This window comes from Crenobacter intestini (assembly GCF_004919095.1).
Classification (GTDB): domain Bacteria; phylum Pseudomonadota; class Gammaproteobacteria; order Burkholderiales; family Chromobacteriaceae; genus Craterilacuibacter; species Craterilacuibacter intestini.
Genome location: NZ_STGJ01000025.1, coordinates 14,634 through 34,791 on the forward strand (window position 1 = coordinate 14,634; position 20,158 = coordinate 34,791).

Below are 20,158 nucleotides of genomic sequence, written 5' to 3' on the forward strand. Positions count from 1 at the left end.
CGTAAGGATCGACAAGTCATGGCTGGCACACGCGCTTGATCTTGTCGAACATGGGGATTGGGTCGACCAGCACTGCCTCGCGCAAAGCCGCCCAATCGTCCCAGCGCCCACGGGCGATCAAGTCATCAATCGCAGCCAGGGTGTAGCGCTGATGGTTAAGGTGTCGGTGACGCATACATTCGGTGGAGAAAAACATGGACACGAAAACCGATTCCGAACACATCACACCCGCCGGCGGCAACGTTTTCGTCGATCTGAGCTGGGCTTCTAGTCCGAAGAAGCGGCAGCGCTCAAGGCGGAATCGGATCGCCGCATCGAGGCGCGACAAGCGGAACCGCCGGCTGGCGACAATCAGGAAGATTAGACGGGCTTAGCCCCGGCCAGCACCTTGTCTTTGATTGCGTCAGGCAGGGCTCCCGCCGTCAGCAGATCGACCTTCACGCCAAGCAAGTCGGACAGTCTGAGACGCAAACCCGCCAGATCGAACAGCGTCGCGTCGGGCAGCGCATCCACCAGAATGTCCAGATCACTGCCCTCGTCATCCGTGCCATGCAGCACCGAACCGAACACTTGCTGATTGGCGAAGTGGTATTGGCCGACAAGCTCGCGGATCGCCTCGCGGTAAAGCTCCAGCGCGACGGACGGCAGGCCGCTCGCGCCGAACAGCCGCTCGATTTCAGGTGCCGGTGCATCGAAATCGTCGGGCACGTCGAGCCGCCCCTTGAGCGCCCCAATGCGCTTTTTGCTCACCATTCCCCATCCCTCCGCGACTCGACAAACCGCACCACCTCGGCCAGCCCTTCGGGCGTGCGGATCACCTCTATCGGCTGCCCGCCCAACTCGGAATTCACGCAGCGCATCCACGCTGGCGCGGTGCCGCCGGCAATACCATCGAGCGCAACGAACAGCCGCACAAACAGCACGCCCCGCCCGCGCAGATCGTCACCCGCTGCGTCGGCCTGCACTTCGTCTGGCACACCCAACAGCCCCGCCGCCCGCGTCACGGCTTTGTCGAGCACTCGTTCTGCCACCGGCGAGCGAACTGCCGAGGAATTCTCGGTAGTTCGACCGGCGTCATCCAGCACCTCGGCGCCCACCTCGCCCATTTCGTCCCAGCCTTCCACTCGCGGCAGACGCTCCGGCATTTCGGCCAGCAGGCCGTCCAGTCGATAGCGTTTTCGCTTACTCTGCATCATCAAACCTCGATCACCATCCTCGGATCGAATCCCGTCGTTTCGCGCCCGTAGCCCTTGGGGTTCGAAATGACCCGCGTGTCGCCCACAACGTAGTTCACCGCATAGTGCGTGTGGCCGTGCAGCCAGTAGTCCACGCCGTCGAAAAGCCGTTCCCAATCGTTGCAGAAGGCCGGCACGATGCCGTGGCCTTGATACTTCGGCTGCGTGGATCGCAGCGACGGCGCGTGGTGCGTTACCACCACCGTTTTGCCGTCGAACGGCTGCGCGATCTGCTCTGCCAGCCATGCCCGCGCCACCAGTGCGCGGCGGCGTACTTCTTGCGGCGAGAGGAAAGCAAACTGCTGATCGCTCTCTGCAAGAATAAAGCGGTAGTCGTTCATGCGTGGCGCTGCGAACGCCATCGCCACCTCTGGGTCGCCAGCCGATTCGAAATCCGTCCAACCGATCGCCGCGATGAAGCGCACATCGCCGATCACGATCACGTCCTGATCGAGCACGCGCACCCGCTCGTCGCCGTCCTCCCGCATGTCGGCCAGCAGCATGTCCATCGACAGAGCCTTGTAGAACTCATGATTGCCCGGAACGTAGAGCACGGTGCCGCTGAACGCTTCTCGCGCCCACGCAACGCCCGCACCCCGCGAGGCAATGTCGCCAGCCAGCACCGTCACGTCAGCGTCCGCCACCGCCGGTTGGTACGGCTCTCCGAACTCGTTGTGTAGGTCAGACAAAAGATGGATTCGCATTAATTCCGTGTTCCCGTTCGAAAATCATCAGTTCAGCCAGAAAGGCGGCCAGCGTCGAGCGCTGGATCACGTTGACCACCTCGCCCTGGCCGTCCCGCTGCCACGCGGCCACCTGGCGGTAGATCTGGCTGGGCTTGCAGCGAATCGGTGCGTGCGACTCGCGGCCATACAGCACGAACGATTCTTCCGGCTCGCGCCACCAGCCAAACAGCGGGCGGGCAGTGCCCCGCTCGCGCTCGAACACCACGATTTCGGCCAGCAGGCTTTCGAGCGTGTCCTTGTCCACGACGCCGGAAAGCTCGCCCTTGCCCTCACGGCGCAGCACGTTCGCCGCCTCGGGTAACTCGCTCGCCTTGCAGCGTCCCGCCGTGTAGAACTGTTCGCCATCCCGCACCGTGAAAAACAGGGCGCTGACTTCCTGTTCATCGAACCCGTGCATTTTTTGCACCTGTTGCCGCCCTAGCCTCACCAACTCCTCCTTGCCTTGCGGTCATTCCACGACAGCCACCCCGCACGGTGCGCCTCGGCATCGAACAGCGCGTGATGCTCGGGCTTCCCCGTCCGGCGGCGGAACCGCGCCACGCCCAGCCGGAAAGCCTCCAGGTCGTTGATCGCGTTCAAGTCGATCCAGCCGTCCAGATTCGCCGGCCACTGGCCGTCCAGCGCGTCATAGAGCAAGTCGCGGTCATGCACCGAATCGGCGGCGATCTGCACGCTGCGCGGCAGGCTGGCGAAAAAGTCCAGCACACGCTCGCGCACCCGATCCTTGCAGGTGATCGCCTCGGGCACGCGGCCAAGCTGCGGCAGGACAGCCTCCCAGACGAAGGCGGAACACTTGGCGCGGTCGAAGTCCTGCACCTCCAGATAGAGACTGTACTGGCCGTCCTGGCTGATCGCGCCCAAGCTCAGAAGCTCGCAGTCGAGGAAGTCGGTGAACTCGGTGTCGAGGAACAGGATCACGTCGTTTTCCTTGATCGAAAGGGGGCTGCCCCAAACAATGAAAACAGGGCGTCGCCATGATCCATCACGCACACCTCGACCGGCTCGCGCAGCATCGCCTCGGCATCCTCGGCATCGAGGCCGATCAGCGCGAAGCTGGCCGCGTCGCCCTCCAGCAGCAGCACGCCGGCGGAGGGGAACACCCGCACCAGCATGTCGGGCGTCATGCCCTCTTCGATCGTCACCAGGACAAGACGGCTGTGGTCGTCGGGGTTGGTGGTCGAAAGCAGATCGTAGGCGATCCGCGTGGCGGGCGCGTAGCCCGTGAAAAGCTCCGGGCAATGCGCGAGCGCTCGCGCAAGGTCGGGCGGCGGGCGCATCAGCGCGGCGACAAGCTCGGGGTAGGTGGTCATTGGCTTTTCGATGTGGCGGGGGAAATGCCCCACGTTCAGACTACCGATTCGCCGGAAGACGGCGCAAGGCGGTGGAAAGCGAAACGGCGAGCCGAAGCTCGCCGTCCTGGTCGGCGCGACCTGACGCCTGCGGCGGCGTTTCGCCGCCCTTCCTACGCCGGGCGGCGAACAGCCTCAAGGCTGGCTCGCGCAGCGAGTGGGCGGGGAGGATGTCAAGCCATGGCGCTCATCCTACGGTTCTGCTGGCGCTATCCATTGTTTCGATTCGCTGCTCGGCCTTGGCTAGTGCCCCCTCCAGCGCCTGCACCCGCGCCGTCAGTGCCTCGTTGCCTTGCTCGGTCTTGACCAGTTGCCCGGCGCGCTCCTCCAGTCGGCCGCGCTCGACAGCAAGATCCGTGCGGTACTGGGCGGCCAGTGTGCGTGAGGCGTCCGCGTCCTTGCGTGCTTCGGCGAGTGCCTTTCCCAGTGCTTCCTTCTCGCGGGTGAGGGCCTGACGCAGTTCGTGGGTCTGCTCCATCAGGTAGGCGCGCTCGCCCTGGGCGATCTCGCGCTCGCGCGAAATCTCGGCAGCGTGCGCGGCGCCGGCGGCGTGCAGCTCGCCGGTCAACTGGCTGCGCACCTGCTCGACTTCCAGCTCACGCCGCGCGTTCAATTCGCGCTCAAGCGTGGCCATCGCGTCCTTCTGGCTGACCAGTTCTCCCATCGCGTGCTCGAGGCGGGTCTGGCTGCCGGCGAGTTCGGCACGGGCGTTCTCCAGTTCGTCCTGCAGGCCGATGTGCGCGTCGCGTAGTGACGCCAGCTGCTCAGCTTGCTGGCTTAGGGCGGCCTCCAGCTTTTCCTTGTTCTCGCCCAACTCCGCCGCGGCGTCCTCGGCCGCCTGCACGCGCTCGAGCATATCTTCGTGTTGCTCTCGCAGCGCCAGCCGCTCGCCGTCGAAGGCGGCTTGGGCGTGGGTGAGCGCCAGGTCACGCAACTGGTTCAGGAACACGTCGGCTTGCAGGTTCTCGGTTTCGCTCCAGTTCGGACGGGCATGGCGCTCGATCTGCTGGGCGCTGCCGCTTTCCTCGAAGTAGCGTGTCAGGTAGCTGGAAATCACGCGGGTCGAGCCCTTGTTGCCCAGTGCCACCGCGACGCGGGCGATGGTCGGGCGCTGGCCGCCGGCGGCGATCTGCGCGCAGATGGCGGCGACTTGCTCGTAGGCGAGGGAAGAGGTTCTGGCCATGTCAGGTGCCTTGTGTGTGTTCGGTCTTGTTGGTCGAGCGCCAGCGGCGGGCGTGGTGCTTGCTGAACAGGGTCACCGCTTGTTTGGCGAAGGCCTGGGCGACGCCTTTCTCCAGCAGGTAGTGGGCGACAGCCTTCTCGTACTGCGCGCGCGAGCCGCAATCCTCGGGGCGCGGGAAGGGGTCTGCAGGTGGTGGGGCTGCCGGCGTGGTCGTTCCTTGCGCGGCCGCGTGCAGGCTCTCGTACACGAAACGGCTGGCGGTCATTTCCTTGGGGTCGGGCAGGCTGCGACGCTGGCCGCGCTGCACATCCTCCAGCGTCTTGTCGATGGGGAGGACCAGCGACAGGCGCTGGCGGGCGCGGGTGATCGCCACGTAGTAGAGGCGCCGTTCGCCTTCGAGGTCGTCGCTCTGCTCGCCGGGGAAACTGCCTTCTTCCAGTTCGCTGACGATGACGTGCGGCCATTCCAGACCCTTGGCGCGGTGGGCCGAGGTGATCAGCACGCGGTCACCGCCGTCGTGCGGCTGCGACTGGACAGCGTTCAGCGCGTCGAGCAGGCCGGCGACGGAGAGCTTGTCCTGCTTGGCGAACGCTTCCACGTACTTGACCATCGCCCACTTGGCCAGCGCGCGCGGCTTGCTGCCGGCCGAGTTCAGGAAGAAGCGCAGCAGCGCCATGTCGTCGATCAGCCAGTCGAGCACGTCGACGGCAGACTTGCCGGGCTTGGTCTTGGCCAGCCGCTCGATGCGCTTGACCATGTCCGGCAGTGCCTTGCCGCGCGAGTCCGCGGCGAGGCGGCCCAGCGTGTTCAGCAGCAAGGAGGCAGGGTGGGCACCCTCGGCGGTGACGGCCTGGGCGATCTGGCGTGCCGTGCTCTCCACCACTTCGCGGCGCAGGTAGAGGGTCGGCACGGTCAGCAGCGCCTCCAGGAGCGCCGTGCACTGCGCTTCGCCCATCGCCGGCCAGCGCTCCGGCTGGCACAGGGCGAGGTGGGCGTACAGCGACAGCACTTCCTTGCGGTCAACAAACGGATCCGCGCCGGCGAGCCGGTACGGGATGCCTTCCTTGGACAGGGCGATCTCGACCGGGATGGAGTGGGCGAACTCGCGCACCAGGATTACGGTGTTGGCGCGCGGGCCGTCCCAATGGTCGAGCGCACGCAGCACCGCGTTGCCGGAGCCGCCGCCGTAGCTGTAGAGGCGAACGTCGGTGTCGAGGCCGTCGGCGCTCTGGGAGGCTTTGTCGATGCGCGCCTCGTTGTGGCGGATCGCGCCGTTGGCCAGCGTCGCCACCTGCGGCCCGTAGCGGAAGGTGGTGGTCATCGCATAACGCACCGTGCCCGGGAACAACTCGCCGAAGCGGTGCACGATGTACTCGGGCTTGGCGCCGCGCCATGCGTAGATGCACTGGTCGCCGTCGCCGACCACCATCATCTGCGCGCGGTCGCCGGCGACGATACGCACCAGTTGCATCTGCAGCTCGTCGATGTCCTGGAACTCGTCGATCAGGCAGTGCACGTAGCGGTTACGCACCAGTTCGACCGCCGCCGGCTCGTGCTGCAACACGGTGTACGGGTCGTGCAGCATGTCGATGTAGTCCATCAGGCCGCGGCGCACCCGCAGCGATTCGTACTCGATGGCGGCGCGCACCAGCGGTGGCACGACTTGCAGGCGCTTGGCCTTGTCTTGCAGCTTGGCTTCGGTGAAGGCCGGGTCGTGGTACAGCAGCTCGGCCTTCAGGTAAGCGTCGAGATCCACCACCGCCAGCACGGCTTCCTGATCGGTCTCCAACTGCTCCTCGGCCTTGAGGCGGCCGTTGATCGACTTGATCGCCTCGCGCACCAGCGCGTCGCGCTGGCCTTCCTTCATCAGCGTCCGGTGCGGCAACCAGCCCTGCTTGACGAAGGCCTTGCACAGCCGCAGCCCGAAGGCGTGGAAGGTGGATACGTCCGGCGTGTGCAGCACGCGCTCTGCGTCGGCGGTCTTCTGCAAGCGGCTGCTGAATTCCTCGCGCGCCTGCGCGTTGAACATCAGCACCAGGATGTGCTTGTACGACACGCCGCGCTCGAGCAGGGTGAAGATGCGCGCGATCAGCGTGTGCGACTTTCCGCTGCCGGCGACGGCATCGACGATGGCGTGGCCGTCGCCGTGCAGGGCGACGCGCTGTTGCTCGGGGGTGAGGGTGTCGATCAATGCAAATGCTTTTTGAATTGGATTAATCGCCCAAGGATAGCGCAATGACGTGGCGCATCAAGCGCAATGCAGTGATTGATCAAAAAGGCGGGCCGCTGTCACGCTGGGCGCAAGCACCCCCTGCTGTGGCGGGCTTATGCGTTGCACGCCGATCCGACAGCAGCAAAAGCGAGGCCGCAGGCCGGAACACGTCGGAGCGGCGCTAAAACCTCCCATGTAGTAGCCGCGCGCGAGCCGAAAAACTGGATCACTGCTTCGCAGAAAATCTGTCCGTGTCGCGCCGAAGCTGCAGTTGCTCGCCGCAGGTGCCGACGGAGATGCTTTCGTGTGGCAAATGTTAGCTCATAGTCGGTTATACTATATAGAAACAGAAACCCGCACCAGTAAAGGATTGCAGCCACTATGGGTGAATTTCAATTTGGCCACATAAACACCTACGCACGCAAGCCCAAAGCCGGCAAAAATGGTGCGGCAAGGAGCGTGCGCGAGATCTTGGGCGAGGCTGATCGCGTGGCTGAGAACTCGCCCCACGTCACAGACCCAAAGCCACCTGTTCATCTTGCTGGGATGACTCCCAGCGAGTTGGCCGAGCGTGTCGAAGACCTGCTGGTGGAGCGAGCAATCGAGGGGAGGCGCGCACCACGGAGCGACGTTCGTGTCCTCGCTGCTGCCGTCTATTCATGGCCTGAGCACGTCGCTTACTACGACAAAGACCGACTCGACGCATGGGTCAAAGACCAAATCAAATGGCACGCCAAATACGTTGGCGCGGTCGATTGCGCCGTGTTGCATCTGGATGAGGCGCACCCGCACATCCACGTTTACACGGTCGATCCGGATGCCAGAAGGCTCACGCCTGGCTGCAAAGCCAAGCGTGAGGCGGAGGCTGAAGGGCTGGCCGCAATGCTTCCCCAGAAAGACATTTGCAAGCAAGCCAACATCGCATACAAGGCCGCGATGGTGGCATGGCAAGACGCGCTGCACGCCGAAGTCGGCCAGTTCCATGGCCTTGCTCGCCTCGGGCCGAAGCGCCAACGACTGACGCGGCCAGAGTGGCGCAAGGCGAAGGAGGAGCGCATCGCAGCGGCTGACGCGCTCAACGCGACGCGCAAGCACCTGTATGAGCTTGATATCGCTGCACGGCTTGAAGACTTTTGCTTCGACCATCAGCGACAGGACTACGAATCAAAGCTCAAGCAGCAGCGCGGTGAACTGGACGCGCTCAAGGCGGAGAAGGACGCGCTCGAGTCCGAGCGCGCCGCGCTAGAAGGTGAGATTAAGGGGTTGGAGTTTGATGCACGCATGTCGCGTGACGCCGCCAAGCGCCTCCAGCAAGAAATCGAGCTGCTGGAGAAGCGTCGCGACGAGCTGCGTGACAGCGGCGGTCACGCTGCGCCAGCAGGCAAGCCGACGCCGCCCAAACGCGGCGGGCCGACGTTCAATCCGTGACAACGATCATCGCGCCGTCCGCAAACACCACGTGCGCGTGGATCCACACCTGTGTCTCAGCTTCGCTGTCGAACGTCACCAGCTCGCCCACGCGCCTCCATGGTGCATCAAAAGTCGCCCCAGTCGTGCTGCGCAGCGAAGCTGGCACATCGCCACGCTGCGGGGGTTGTGCAGCGCCTGAGCGCCCTTTTTGATCGCGACCATCAGCCCTCTTCGGTGGCTTGATCGCCAGCAAAATCTCAGGCGCCGGCAGCTCGACGCCCCGTTTTCTTGGGCTTCAACCAACCCAGGGGTGCGCATCATCACCCAACAGCCCGTACTCGCGAATCAGCCACGTTGCGGTGCGTGCATCGCGCTCGTTTTCGACGATCAGATCAGGCCCGTAGTTGTGCGGCCATGCACTGGCCTGTCCATGAGTGGAGTCGACGTGAGCAAGAGGGTGTGTGCATGGGCTGCAGCGCAATGGCGCGTAGAGGGTGTTTTTAGAGGATTTCTTGCTCGCGGGCACCCCATGCCTATCAGGGTGGCCGATCGCGCCATACGTGCGCATTATGCAGCGGCAAACGCCATTGCTTGAATTGTTGGCAGGGTGGAGTTGGCTGGCGCGCGATTTCTGCTGCTTCGAGTGCGCGGATTGCGACCTCGTCCCAGGGTAAGAGGAATGCGATTGTCATTCGCGCGATATATATCTCTCTCTCTGCTGTAATCTCTGTATATGTCTTTGCTAGTTTCCCGCAAAGTACTCTGCTAGTTTCTAGCAAAGTACTTTGCGGGAAACTAGCAAAGTCATGATTTATAAAGGAAAAATGCTGCGAGCCGCAATTTACCCCTCCCAGTAAAATTTACTAACATGATGATTCTAAAAGGGATTTAGTAGCACCCCGCGTTCGATGTGCGGGGGTGATCCACGCGCCATCGCTGCGGCGTGACGAGATCAATGGATGGTATGTCAGCAGGGGCTTCGAAGTTGTCGGCTGTGGAGGTTTAGGCGGGGAATGCAGTGCGTGGTGCCGTGCGCAGAGAGGGTTTCAGGTTGGTGGCTTCATTCGCGCATCCGTCATGCCTGCTCTTCGGTGGGTGAGTTCCCGTCGTCGAGATGGTGCCGCTGCAGGTGCTGCCCAAGAGCGATATCGGGGACGACCTGTGGCCTATGGTCTTGGCTGCAAGGGTGTCGATGGTCTGTCACGGGCATGCTTGCAGTGCGATTCATGTTGGCTTGTAGTGGCATGTAGGTGCCATGACGGTCGCTGGCGCGCTGGGTGATCTGCGTATTGTCGGTTCGACCGTTGCGTTGGGGTGTTGCGGGCGGTACATCGTGGTGATGGCTGGGTTGCCGTGCGTCGTGGTTGTCAGTAGCTGAGCACGTCTTGGCGAGTGAGCCTAAGAGCAATGCGCCACAATGCGCCACAAAATGTGCTTTTACTGTTGATGTTTTGACATTAGACCAATAATGTTAAGACGTGATGCAATAGTGCTAAAATTGCCCATCAAAGGTTGCGTCAGGCCGCGTCGCATGATCGACGATGAAAAGGTAGAATCCATATAAATCAAGCTGATCGCGGCAAAACTTTTGCATATGCGCAAACATCACCAGCATGAAAATCGAAGGGCGACACCCGATGTCCGCAAAGAGAAACGACTTCACCCGCCCTCCCGGTGCGGCGAATCCACCCTGGCAACCGCGCACCCTGAGCAAGGCCGAGTTTCACGGGGCGCTTCGTGAGAAAGGACTGTCCTTGTCGGACGCCGCCTTCCTGTGGGGGGTGTCGGTCGCGAACGCCAGTCGGGTGGCCGCCAACCCCGGCCGGCCGGCGCACTGGCTGTTCGCGCTGGCCGCCTTGCCGAAGCTGCGCGCCGCGGAGTTGAAAGCGTTGCGGGCACAGCGAAAGCAGCAAGGTCGGCCCGGGCAGTCCCAGCCAGGGGCGGTCGTTCAGGCAGCATCCGTGGCGGCCGAACTGTATGAAAGCGTGGCGTGCCATGCGAGCTGCGGCCTGGCCGAGGAGGGGGATGCCGATGGCTACATCAAGGCCGTACGCGGCGCGGGGGCAACGCTGCAATTTCTGGTGTGCTTCCCGGCAGGGGAAGACTGGTTTGGCGCGGTGCTGTTTGACGACTACTTCTACACGACCGGACGGATCGTGCGGCCCGCAGCGCGCGAGGTGACGGTATGAGTGACACCGAGATCGCGCTACTCGACGCGCAGCCCTTGCCGGCCTTGCACGGCATGCTGGCGCAGGCCGTCGGCGCCAACCGCAATCTTGGCCAGAGCTGTCGCTTGCGTGCCCAGAATGACCGCGAGGCGGTGATCGCCTGGCTGGCCAATGTGGCCGAGTCCGCGCATACGCGAGAGAGCTATCTGCGCGAGGCCGACCGGCTCTACCGTTGGGCGGCCTTGCGCGGGGCGACCCTGTCCGACCTCAGGCATGAAGATTTTGTGCTGTACCGGGCGTTCCTGGCCAACCCCCAGCCCGCCGCATTTTGGGTCTCCCCGTGCCGGCATCGGCGCAGTCACCCCGATTGGCGACCCTTCACGGGGCCGCTTGGCGAAAGCTCGATCCGCCTGTCGATGTCCGTGCTGAATGCGTTGTTCAGCTGGCTGGTCGAAGCGCGCTATCTTTGCAGCAACCCGCTGACCTTGGCGCGCAAGCAACGACAGCGCGGCGACCGACGGATTACGCGATTGCTGAGTGAGGCGCAGATCCAGACGGTGTTTACGGTATTGGCCGCACAGCCATGCGACACGCCCCTGACTGTGCGGGCCGTGGCCCGTAACCGCTGGCTGTTGACGCTGGCCCTGCTGACCGGGCTGCGCGTGAGCGAGATTGTGGAGACCCGGATGAGCCAGTTGTACGCCTTGCCCAACCGCAGCGGCAAGCTGTGCTGGTATGTGGATGTATTGGGCAAGGGGAGCAAGCACCGGCAGGTGCCGGTCAATAGCGAATTAATGGCGGCGCTGGCCGACTATCGGCGAGGCTTGGGTTTGCCGGATACGCCTGCGGCGAATGAGCATTTACCCTTGGTGTGCAAGGTCAAGCCGCTCAAGGGCGGCGGACTGGATGCGGCACCGATGACCCGCCAGGCGGCGCATATTATTTTGAAGCAGCTTTTTAGGCAGGCCGCGGACTATTTGCGTGACCATGGTCGATCGGACGAGGCGGGTGCGCTCGAGGCCGCGTCTGCGCACTGGCTGCGTCATACGGCAGCCTCATGGATGGCCAGTTCTGGCCAGTCGATCCATTCGGTGAAAGACACGCTGGGCCATGCGGACTTGAGTACGACCAGCCGGTATTTGCATACGGAGCTGGATGCGCGGCATCAGGATATGGAAAAGCTGCGGATAGGCCGGGGTTGAGTGGGGTGGTGATGGTTGGATTTCATTGCTTATGTCCGATTTATGATGTTCTGTGTGAACGAATAATTTCAATTCGCCTACCCATGGATTCATTGCAATAAAATACGCGATGTCTTAATATGCAAACCTGAAACGGCATCTGCCGTGCGTGCCTAATAAATAATCATGGGGAAAACAATGTCCGAAGTCATCATCGACACCAATACCGCATCGGTAGCTGAAATCGAAGCGGCCATCGAGAAGCTGACCGCTGCACTGGAAGGCAAAAAAGAATCCGCCAAGCGCGAAGCCGCTGAAAAGATCCTGGAAATCGCCCGCGCGGCCGGCCTGACCGTCAACGTGGAAGGCCTGAAGCAAGCCGCCAGCGGCAAGGGTTCGCGTGGTCCGGTCGCGGCCAAGTACCGCGACGCCAGCGGCAACGAGTGGACCGGCCGCGGCCGCAAGCCGCGCTGGGTGGAAGAGTACCTGGCTGCAGGCGGCAATCTGGAAACCATCGAAATCAAGTAATCCAGTATGGCCCCAAAATGGCTCCAGACACGTCTGGGGCCATTTTTTTTTATCGATCATGGAAATGTCAGTGATGACAATAGTGCGGAAAAATACCCCTAATTGGAGTGATGTCAAAACAAGACTGGCCGATCTGGATCGTGCCGGCCTCCTTGATCTGCTCAAGGATCTCTATGCAGCAAGCAAGGATAACCAGGCCTTCCTGAATGCCCGCTTGGGACTGGGGGATGACCCGCTCAATCCCTACAAGGCCACGATCACGCAATGGATCAACCCCGCCGATGATCGCAAACCCGTCTCGGTTTCCAAAGCCAAGAAGGCGATCAGCGATTACAAGAAGGCATTGGGACAGCCGGAAGGCTTGGCCGAGCTGACGGTGTTCTACTGCGAAGAGACATTCAATCTTCTGACGTGGCGTGGGGTGGAGGACGAAAGCTTTTACGACGCACTGGTGCGGATGTTCGAGCAGGCTTTGAAATACGTTCTTGCCCTGCCACAAGGGCAGCAGGTGCCCTATTTGGGGCGGCTCGAGCAGGTGCGTGACCAGAGCCCCAATGTCGGTTGGGGTGTGGCTGAGGATTTTGATCAGCTTTGGGCGGATGTCGGCCTGGCGGAGGGCGCATCAACTCCACCGGTCTGAAGGTCGCGGCTTGCTAAAGGCAGAGAACTGGCCATCCCGGAAGCTGACCCGGGCGAGCCCGCTGCCTTGATTGGTTCTAAGTGTATTGACAATAGCTACACGCGCATCTACCCTTTGTGTATCTAATGTATATACGCTAGGGGCCTCGCCATGCGTGCTGCTGCTATAAATCTACGCGCCCTGCCGGAGCAGCGCGACCTCATTGATCACGCCGCTAACTTGTTGGGCAAGAATCGTTCGGACTTCATGCTAGAGGCCGCCTGCGAGCGCGCCCAGTCGGTAGTGCTCGATCAGGTGCACTTTACGCTGGACGCCGACAAATTCCAGCAGTTTGTTGACCTGCTCGATGCGTCACCCAAGCCCAACGCGGGGCTGGAACGCCTGTTAGCGCTGAAGCCTGCATGGGACAAGGCATGAGCCTTGACCTTATCGCGCCGCAGCCACTGACATCGGATCATCATTTCGCCGATTTTTCCTGTGGCGAGCCGGTGCTGGATGAGTGGCTCAAGCGTCGGGGGATGGCCAATCAGGTAAGTGGAGCCAGTCGAACTTTTATCGTTGCTGATAAAGAACGTCGTGTTTATGGCTACTACGCAATGGCGGCTGGTGCCGTATCGCATCAACTTGCGACAGGCGGTGTGCGTAGAAACATGCCTGATCCTGTGCCCGTGATTGTCCTGGCCAGACTTGCGGTCGACCACCGTGCCCAAGGCATCAAGCTTGGTGGTTCACTGCTGCAGGATGCCGTCAACCGTACAGTGAACGTTGCGCAGAATACAGGCGTTCGTGCTTTACTCGTGCATGCCCTGCACGAGCGCGCCAAGCTGTTCTATGAATATTACGGATTCCAGGCCTCTCCAGCAGACCCGATGGTGTTGATGTTGCGCCTGGGACATGCCAACTTGTAATGTCTGGCCCGGTTTTTTGCCCTATAAAAGACTTGTATTTTTTAGGTTCATCGCGCTTTCCCGGGGAAGGCTGCCTTGACTTTCATGAAGAAGTAGTCGGAGTCCCGGAAGCCATAGGCCATGCGCTTGATCACCTTGATACGGTTGTTCACGCCCTCCAGCAAGCTGGTATGCATCGGGAAACGGGCTCTGGCGAGAATGCCGCGGATATAGCGTCTGAGGTTTTTGGCGAAGCGCTGTAACGGTGCCAAACCACTATCCCGAGCTTGTCGCTGCCAAGCTCGCCAGCGCTGCCAGCCCTCCCACACGCTCGGGGCGTACCAGACTTCCTTCAGTGCGTCCTTGAGCACATAAACCGTTGCCAAGGGCTGGTTGGCGGCGAGTAGTTCCCCCCGGCTGCCAAGATAGTTGTCGCCTCTATTTGATTTGAATATTTGAGTCCGGGGTGGGCAAGGCCGAGTTTTGAAACCGTATTCTCCCGAGCGCAAGGAAGCCCTGTTGCGCAGGTTGCTGCCTCCCGAATGCCTGACCGTGGCCGAACTGGCCAGTGTGGCCGGCGTAAGCACACAAACCCTTTACAATTGGCGCAAGCAACTCAAGGAACAAGGAAGTCTGGTGTCACAAGCAAGTCCCCGCCCGGAGGCATGGTCCTCTGCCCAGAAGTTCGCCATCGTGCTCGAAACCGCTGCCCTGAACGAAACAGAACTGGCCGAGTTCTGCCGTCAGCGCGGCTTGCTGGTCGAGCAGGTCGGCGAATGGAAACAGGCATGTCTCGACGCCAATGCCGGGGTGCAGCACCAGTCCAAGGGTCTGCGTGAGCAGTTGGCGCAGGAGAAGAAACGCAGCAAGAAGCTGGAACGCGAACTGGTGCGTAAAGAGAAGGCGCTGGCGGAAGCGGCGGCCTTGCTGGTGCTGCGAAAAAAGTTCAACGCGATCTGGGGGGAAGGCGCGGACGACTGATCCGCCTCCCGGATCGCCGACAAATCGTGACCTTGCTGGACGAGGCCGTCCATGCGGGCTGTCGGCGGGCACATGCCTGCTGGGAACTAGGGCTCAGCGAACGGACGCTGCAACGATGGCAGCGAGAGGATGGCTCGCTCAAGGAAGATGGGCGGACATTCGGTGACCGTCCCGAACCGGCCAACAAGCTGAGCGCCGACGAGCGGCGCAGGCTGCTGGCGGTGGCCAATAGCCCCGAGTTTGCCAGCCTGCCGCCCAGCCAGATCGTGCCGACGGCCCCAACCAACTGTGGGCGTGGGACATCACCTACCTGGCCAGCACGGTGAAGGGCGAGTACTACTACTGGTACATGATGATGGACGTGTACAGCCGCAAGATCGTGGCGCATGAGGTGCACCCGCACGAAGGGATGCAGGAGGCCAGCCGACTGCTGCTACGGGGCCGGCTGGCCGAAGGTTGCCCACTGCAGCCCTTGGTGCTGCACTCGGATAACGGCGCGGCGATGAAGGGCTCGACCATGCTGGCCACCATGCAGCAACTGGGTGTGGTCGCCTCGTTCAGCCGCCCGCGGGTAAGCAACGACAACGCTTACGCCGAGTCGCTGTTCCGCACCTGCAAGTACCGACCGGGCTACCCGCGCAAGCCGTTTGCCAGCTTGGAGGCAGCCAGGCAATGGGTGCAGGGCTTCGTGCAGTGGTACAACCACGCACACAAGCACAGCGGGCTGAAGTTCGTGACCCCGCAGCAACGCCACCAGGGGGTTGCGGACGAGATTCTAGCGAGACGTAAAGAAGTCTAAGAGCGGGCGAAAGCTGCCAATCCTGCGCGCTGGTCGGGTGAAGTGCGCAACTGGTCGCTGGCAGAAGCGGTGTGGCTGAATCCGGAGCGGGAATTGCCGGTTTCAGCCAACGCCGCCGCATGAGATGACGCGACAACTACTTTGACAAACGCCGTTGCCGTGTCTCGGTGATGGCTTGCATGCGTCTGGGGCGACGCCAAGATCCCGCCGGTCGATGCCAACGGCCGTGATTGCTTGGCATTTCGTACAACAATTCACGACCTCACCATTCGAATACATGTGACCCATTCCGATGTCGCTCATTTCCTTGGCAATCGAAGGCGCCCGCCGGGCGTCACTCCAAGGAGAGCATGACCATGCAACTCGATATCTTCGCCGACCTGCCGCTGCCGGCAGCCGCCAGCGTCCCGGTCTTCCAACAACCGCCCGCGCCGGCGGACCTCGCACAGGCCACCCGCTTCCGCCCGGCGCCGGTCAGTGTCGACGAGATCCTGCTGCACCATTTGTCCGCCGCCCGCATCGAGGGCACTTGCGTGCGGCTGGTCGAGCAACTGGATCGCAAGCTGTACCTCGCGCTCGACAAGCTGCTGCAAGCATTGGGCGGCAAGTGGTCGCGCAAAGACAAGGCGCACGTATTCGACACCGACGCGGCCGAGCTGATCGACACCTTCCTGCTCACCAGGCTGATTCCCGAGAACCGTGTGCTCGATCCGCAAAAGACCTTCGGCTTTTTCCAGACGCCGCCGGCGCTGGCACGCCAGCTCGTGCGGCTGATCGACCTGAAGCCCGATATGCACATCATGGAGCCAAATGCAGGCGTCGGGCGACTGATCGACGCGGTCCTCGAGATCACCGGCGCGCCTCACCTGCTCACCGGCGTCGAGATCCAGCCTGCGCTGGTCGAAGCACTTCGCAAGCGGTACCCGGCCTGTACGATCCACGAGGGGGATTTCCTGAGCGTCGAACCGATGCCGATCTTCGACGCCGCCGTGCTAAACCCGCCATTTGCAGGCAGTGCCGATGTCCGGCTTGTATTGCAGGCCATGCAGTGGTTGCGCCGCAGCGGACAGTTGGCGGCAATCCTGTCGGCCGGCGTGCAGTTTCGCACCGGCAAGCTCTACGACCAGTTGCGCGCGCTGCAATCGAGCGGCAGCCTGCTGATCCCAAACCCACCGGAGTCCTTCAAAGCAGAGGGCACCGGGGTGCAAACGGTGATGCTGACGCTGCGTAAAGCCTGATCCACCCGCCTCCACGTCTTTTCTAGACGCTGGAGGCTTTTTTCTGTCGGCAAAACAAAACCGCCAGCAATCCGAGGGATGGCTAGCGGTTGGGGAATCAAGATTGTCCGGGCTTTTTCGGCCGCTCAGGACGCTTGCTGTCCACGTAGGAAAAAAACAGCATGACCAGCGCAAACAGAAGCAGGATCGACAAAGAAGCGTTCATTCAGCTTCCCTCCTAAAAAACAGTGCACTCGCTACGAGTATAGCACCGATCCCGAACAGTCTTAAACTCGCCCACCACCGATCTTACCGTCGACCAGCAAGCCCACGGCGGCAGCAACAAAACAGGCTGTGGCACAACTGTCGCACAGTTTGGCAAGCCCTTCTCGCTGAGCCAGACACCTAGCTACGTTGCCTGCTCGGCGTCGGAGCCAGCAAGGCGTCAAAGAAATACGATTGAAATCCACCTTCATGATAACGAAAAGCAGTATCATATTGGAAGAAGCTATGATTGGCACTAGCTTGAATCCACTGCTCGAGCAGGACTTTTCTACCCCTATTTAAATTTGAGCAAAGCAAAAGTCGTGGAGAAGTAGCATGGACAAGATCGAACAAGTCAAGCAACTGGTCAGCGAGATCAATCGCTTGCATCGTGATTTTTCGAATGACTTTTTCGAGACTGACAAAATCGAAAAGATCAACCTGTCCAGAACCATCAAGCATGTGCCGCACGCGCATATTTATCGCTACCGCCTCGCCTTGCACGAGAGCGTCAATGATTACCTGATGATGGCGGAGATCGACATCAAATACTTTTACCGCGTGAAGACGCGGGAGAGCATTGACGACAAGATCGGGCGTTTCGCCAACCGCGAAGACCAATACCCGGTCAACAACTGGCTGAATGATATTTTTGGCGCCAGAATCATTCTGTCCGCCGCTGAAATCGAAGCTGTCATGGATTTGCTGGATGCGTGGCAGGATGAGCTAGGCCTGAAGAATTGGTATATACGCGACAAGGTCGGCTATCGATGTCTGCATGTGCACTTCAATAACAAGAGCAATTACTATTTCCCGTGGGAGTTGCAAATATGGGATGTGGCAGACATTCAAAGCAATATCGAAAGCCACGAGAAGTTCAAGCGTAATTTCATGTGGTTGTCGGATTCAATAAGTACTAAGATTTTCAGAAGTATTTTCACATCGCCGCATATTGGCACTCTAGCTGGCTGAAAAATGATCTGATCAGCTTGGGTGGCTTCTGAATTCGCCGAAATGCACCTAGCGCCATCCGCTTCATCTCGTCTATAGACTGCACAAACTGTCTCGACGCCTGACGTTTGACGTGTGCCCAGACCTGCTCGTAATGGTTCAGTTGCGGCGAATACGGCGGAAAACAGAGCAGCCGAAGCTTTCCGCGCTGCTGCTCGACATACTCCCGCACCAACTTGGCTTTGTGGGTCGGGTGGTGGCCATCCACCACCACGAATACTGGCATCTGCGCTCCAACCATCAGCGGTTAAGGATGTCTCGGAATGTGGGTGCCGTCACCGTCACGGGAATTTCGACGAGCAATCCCCATGTCATCGCGAGCTGGTTGCCCTCGCCGTGCATGCTAGCGCATTGGTGCTGCCCGACGGGTCGACGCTGGGTCAGCGCACCGCGCGCTTCGCTCCCCCTCGAGCCGGGCACCTGCCCCTGATCTGGTACGCGCATGGGTGGAGGCCGGATAGGTAGTTCGTGTTAGGAAGCCGAGTTCCGCCTTCGCCATCTAAACGATGTACTTGTTGACCCCCTGCTACATCGCTCCTCCAATGCTTATGTCAGCGATAGGGTGAAGTTCGAGCCTGCCGTCTGACAGCTTCGCGCTATTGTTTACAGCGCCGCGGTCTAGCCTGACGTCAGAACCGCCCGCCGGTCTGGCCGCGCGGGTCCCGCTGACCGACCTGGCAAGGAGACAGACATGCCCAAACGCAACCAGCTTGGCGACCTTTACGAGAAGCTGCCTTTATTCGAACGAGCCGACGACCAGCGTACGCTTGACCGGCTTCACGATGAGCTGGACCGAATCGACGCGCTGTTAATGGAAACCAGCTACCTGCTCAACGCGCTGCAGCCATTCTATGAAGGCCGAATCAGTCTCCGCCATCGCTCTAGCAAAACAAAGTGTTCTGCCTCCTGGTTTTTTTACGAGTGGATGCGAAATTCATTCAATGGTGACTGGTACCCTAAGCATGTTTCGAATGAACTGGTCATGCGTAAGCTGCACTCTTCCGGGGCATTTTACTTCACGCACAAGCGATGCAGGCGTCTTGCTGAGCAAGCACTGCAAATGGTCGATACCCGCAAAAGAATTTCCACGGTTTTATTACGTCTTCGACAAGCCAACATGATCATCGACAATTCACCCTACTCCACGCGGCAGTGGGCTCAAGTTATTAGCGAGGTCGCGCTGGAAACCAACAGCAATCCCGGCAATGGTTTCGACATTTCCGAGGACGACCACGTGCAAGACTTACTGCTTCGGCTTTAGGGCAACCGCCCGCTGGCCAGCGACCCGGCCATCCAACACCTACGCCCACGCACCCGCGCTGGGCGTTTTGCTTTTTGGCGGACGGGATATTAGGCGAGGGGTGCATTGGCACGTGGCCGCCATCGATTGCGTCGCAGTTCGTGGGGCTTTTGCGAGAACAAGAAAGAAATGTCCGGCCGCCCTCCACTTCCCGCCCTCGACGCACCCATCAGATCCCCCGCGCGGCAAGCCCCCTTAAATGTCTGCCCCCTGAAGCCGGGTAACCCCATCGATGGTCAAATCTAGTTTTTGATTTCCCCCGCGCGGCAAGCCCCCTTCAAATGTCTGCCCCGTGAAACGGGTGAACCCCACCGCCGACCACGACTGGATTTTCATCCCCCCACGCGTCATGCCCCCCTTAAATGTCTGCCCCGTGAAGCGGGTGAACCCCACCGACAAGCCCGGCTGGATTTTGATTTCACCCACGAGCCATACCCCCCTTGAATGTCTGCCCCTTCAAGCGGTGCCCCCACCGACAAGCCCGGCTGGATTTTGATTTCCCCCGAGCGGCAAGCCCCCTTAAATGTCTGCCCCGTGCACCCGTTGAACACCACCGGCGACCACGGCTGAATTTTCATCCCCCCGCGCGGCATCCCCTTAAATGTCTGCCCCGAATAACGCCCACCTTTTGTCTGGCCAACTGCTTTTTTCGTGACTGGACGACGACGCACTGGAAAAAGCGGAATGGCGGATAGGGTGTCAGTCGGGTTGTGGAGACCCGCGATTCCAGCGCTCGTGTGTAATACACCTGGCCAGCGCTGGCGTGACGTCGCGCGCCCGATCCACATGCGTGCCCCACGCCGCCAGTATTTCGTCAGCTTCGATTTTGGGTGCGCCCTGCAGATGACGTAAGTGGCGGCAACCGTTGCATTTAGGAGGCTTATTGTCTGAAAAACGCTGGAGCAGCGTGTTGGAATGGACATGCAGCGCCTGCACCTGCGCCGTCTGAACTATTCACACCATCCGAATACTTCTTCAAGCGCAGCATCATACTCGCCCAGTTTGTTGTCTTGTAGCGGGCTGAGGCAGGTTTGCTCATGCCCGGAT

General features: G+C 60.9%; 19 protein-coding genes and 3 pseudogenes. 11 read left to right on the plus strand and 11 right to left on the minus strand.

All coding sequences use genetic code 11. From position 1 onward, the window contains the following. Nucleotides 1-16: 16 nt before the first annotated feature. From E5K04_RS15640 to E5K04_RS15680, 9 genes are all read right to left on the minus strand, one after another. A complete protein-coding gene (locus tag E5K04_RS15640; protein ID WP_136555786.1) occupies nucleotides 17-328 on the minus strand; it encodes a hypothetical protein in 312 nt (103 codons plus the stop codon). Nucleotides 329-360: 32 nt separating this feature from the next. Next, on the minus strand, nucleotides 361-753 hold the full coding sequence (locus E5K04_RS15645) for a nucleotidyltransferase family protein (protein WP_136555787.1): 393 nt from the start codon (nucleotides 751-753) through the stop codon (nucleotides 361-363). Continuing rightward, nucleotides 747-1,196 carry an antitoxin Xre/MbcA/ParS toxin-binding domain-containing protein gene (locus tag E5K04_RS16780; protein WP_205700397.1) on the minus strand — a complete coding sequence of 150 codons (450 nt, stop codon included), beginning with the start codon at nucleotides 1,194-1,196 and terminating at the stop codon, nucleotides 747-749. Before E5K04_RS16780 ends, E5K04_RS15645 begins: the two co-directional genes overlap by 7 nt. Further along, entirely contained in the window at nucleotides 1,196-1,939 is a 744-nt protein-coding gene (locus E5K04_RS15655) for a metallophosphoesterase (protein ID WP_136555788.1), read from the minus strand. Before E5K04_RS15655 ends, E5K04_RS16780 begins: the two co-directional genes overlap by 1 nt. Continuing rightward, a complete protein-coding gene (locus tag E5K04_RS15660) occupies nucleotides 1,917-2,378 on the minus strand; it encodes a hypothetical protein (RefSeq protein WP_136555789.1) in 462 nt (153 codons plus the stop codon). The genes E5K04_RS15655 and E5K04_RS15660 overlap by 23 nt, the downstream gene beginning before the upstream one ends. Nucleotides 2,379-2,404: 26 nt before the next feature. Next, entirely contained in the window at nucleotides 2,405-2,899 is a 495-nt protein-coding gene (locus tag E5K04_RS15665; protein ID WP_136555790.1) for a hypothetical protein, read from the minus strand. Continuing rightward, complete coding sequence (locus E5K04_RS15670) at nucleotides 2,896-3,291, minus strand: hypothetical protein (RefSeq protein ID WP_136555791.1); 396 nt, start codon at nucleotides 3,289-3,291, stop codon at nucleotides 2,896-2,898. The genes E5K04_RS15665 and E5K04_RS15670 overlap by 4 nt, the downstream gene beginning before the upstream one ends. Before the next feature lie 226 nt (nucleotides 3,292-3,517). Next, a complete protein-coding gene (locus E5K04_RS15675) occupies nucleotides 3,518-4,513 on the minus strand; it encodes a DNA-binding protein (RefSeq protein WP_136555792.1) in 996 nt (331 codons plus the stop codon). 1 nt (nucleotide 4,514) lies between these two features. Beyond that, nucleotides 4,515-6,704 (minus strand): ATP-dependent helicase, encoded by a 2,190-nt coding sequence (locus tag E5K04_RS15680; protein ID WP_168929263.1) that lies wholly within the window; start codon nucleotides 6,702-6,704, stop codon nucleotides 4,515-4,517. Between the two features lie 402 nt (nucleotides 6,705-7,106). On the opposite strand from E5K04_RS15680, the gene E5K04_RS15685 reads away from it, so the two are divergent. The 7 genes from E5K04_RS15685 to E5K04_RS15715 all read left to right on the plus strand — a co-directional run bounded on the left by E5K04_RS15685 (nucleotide 7,107) and on the right by E5K04_RS15715 (nucleotide 13,560). Continuing rightward, complete coding sequence (locus E5K04_RS15685; RefSeq protein WP_136555794.1) at nucleotides 7,107-8,153, plus strand: plasmid recombination protein; 1,047 nt, start codon at nucleotides 7,107-7,109, stop codon at nucleotides 8,151-8,153. Between the two features lie 1,595 nt (nucleotides 8,154-9,748). Then, nucleotides 9,749-10,324 carry a hypothetical protein gene (locus E5K04_RS15690; protein WP_136555795.1) on the plus strand — a complete coding sequence of 192 codons (576 nt, stop codon included), beginning with the start codon at nucleotides 9,749-9,751 and terminating at the stop codon, nucleotides 10,322-10,324. Further along, the gene (locus E5K04_RS15695; RefSeq protein ID WP_136555796.1) at nucleotides 10,321-11,505 is read left to right on the plus strand and encodes a tyrosine-type recombinase/integrase; all 1,185 of its coding nucleotides are present in this window, start codon (nucleotides 10,321-10,323) and stop codon (nucleotides 11,503-11,505) included. The genes E5K04_RS15690 and E5K04_RS15695 overlap by 4 nt, the downstream gene beginning before the upstream one ends. Before the next feature lie 177 nt (nucleotides 11,506-11,682). Then, entirely contained in the window at nucleotides 11,683-12,012 is a 330-nt protein-coding gene (locus tag E5K04_RS15700) for an H-NS histone family protein (protein ID WP_168929264.1), read from the plus strand. Nucleotides 12,013-12,076: 64 nt separating this feature from the next. After that, nucleotides 12,077-12,652 (plus strand): DUF6155 family protein, encoded by a 576-nt coding sequence (locus tag E5K04_RS16785; RefSeq protein WP_205700398.1) that lies wholly within the window; start codon nucleotides 12,077-12,079, stop codon nucleotides 12,650-12,652. Between the two features lie 150 nt (nucleotides 12,653-12,802). Beyond that, complete coding sequence (locus E5K04_RS15710; RefSeq protein ID WP_136555798.1) at nucleotides 12,803-13,069, plus strand: type II toxin-antitoxin system TacA family antitoxin; 267 nt, start codon at nucleotides 12,803-12,805, stop codon at nucleotides 13,067-13,069. Then, the gene (locus E5K04_RS15715) at nucleotides 13,066-13,560 is read left to right on the plus strand and encodes a GNAT family N-acetyltransferase (protein WP_136555799.1); all 495 of its coding nucleotides are present in this window, start codon (nucleotides 13,066-13,068) and stop codon (nucleotides 13,558-13,560) included. The genes E5K04_RS15710 and E5K04_RS15715 overlap by 4 nt, the downstream gene beginning before the upstream one ends. Nucleotides 13,561-13,607: 47 nt before the next feature. On the opposite strand, the pseudogene E5K04_RS15720 reads toward E5K04_RS15715, so the two are convergent. Next, nucleotides 13,608-13,949, minus strand: a pseudogene (locus E5K04_RS15720) (ISL3 family transposase); the annotation flags it as partial. 73 nt (nucleotides 13,950-14,022) lie between these two features. Between E5K04_RS15720 and E5K04_RS15725 the strand changes: the two are divergent. From E5K04_RS15725 to E5K04_RS15735, 3 genes and pseudogenes are all read left to right on the plus strand, one after another. Further along, nucleotides 14,023-15,442: pseudogene (locus E5K04_RS15725) on the plus strand (IS3 family transposase). A 233-nt stretch (nucleotides 15,443-15,675) separates the two neighbouring features. Next, nucleotides 15,676-16,557, plus strand: a complete 882-nt coding sequence (locus E5K04_RS15730) for a DNA methyltransferase family protein (protein WP_136555800.1) — start codon at nucleotides 15,676-15,678, stop codon at nucleotides 16,555-16,557. Nucleotides 16,558-17,136: 579 nt separating this feature from the next. Beyond that, nucleotides 17,137-17,772 carry a nucleotidyltransferase family protein gene (locus E5K04_RS15735; protein WP_136555801.1) on the plus strand — a complete coding sequence of 212 codons (636 nt, stop codon included), beginning with the start codon at nucleotides 17,137-17,139 and terminating at the stop codon, nucleotides 17,770-17,772. Here the strand turns inward: E5K04_RS15735 and E5K04_RS15740 are convergent. Next, nucleotides 17,738-18,093 (minus strand): annotated as a pseudogene (locus E5K04_RS15740) (transposase); the annotation flags it as partial. The gene E5K04_RS15735 and the pseudogene E5K04_RS15740 overlap by 35 nt on opposite strands. Before the next feature lie 409 nt (nucleotides 18,094-18,502). Here E5K04_RS15740 and E5K04_RS15745 point away from each other — a divergent pair. Beyond that, complete coding sequence (locus tag E5K04_RS15745) at nucleotides 18,503-19,072, plus strand: hypothetical protein (protein ID WP_136555803.1); 570 nt, start codon at nucleotides 18,503-18,505, stop codon at nucleotides 19,070-19,072. Nucleotides 19,073-20,158 lie beyond the last annotated feature (1,086 nt).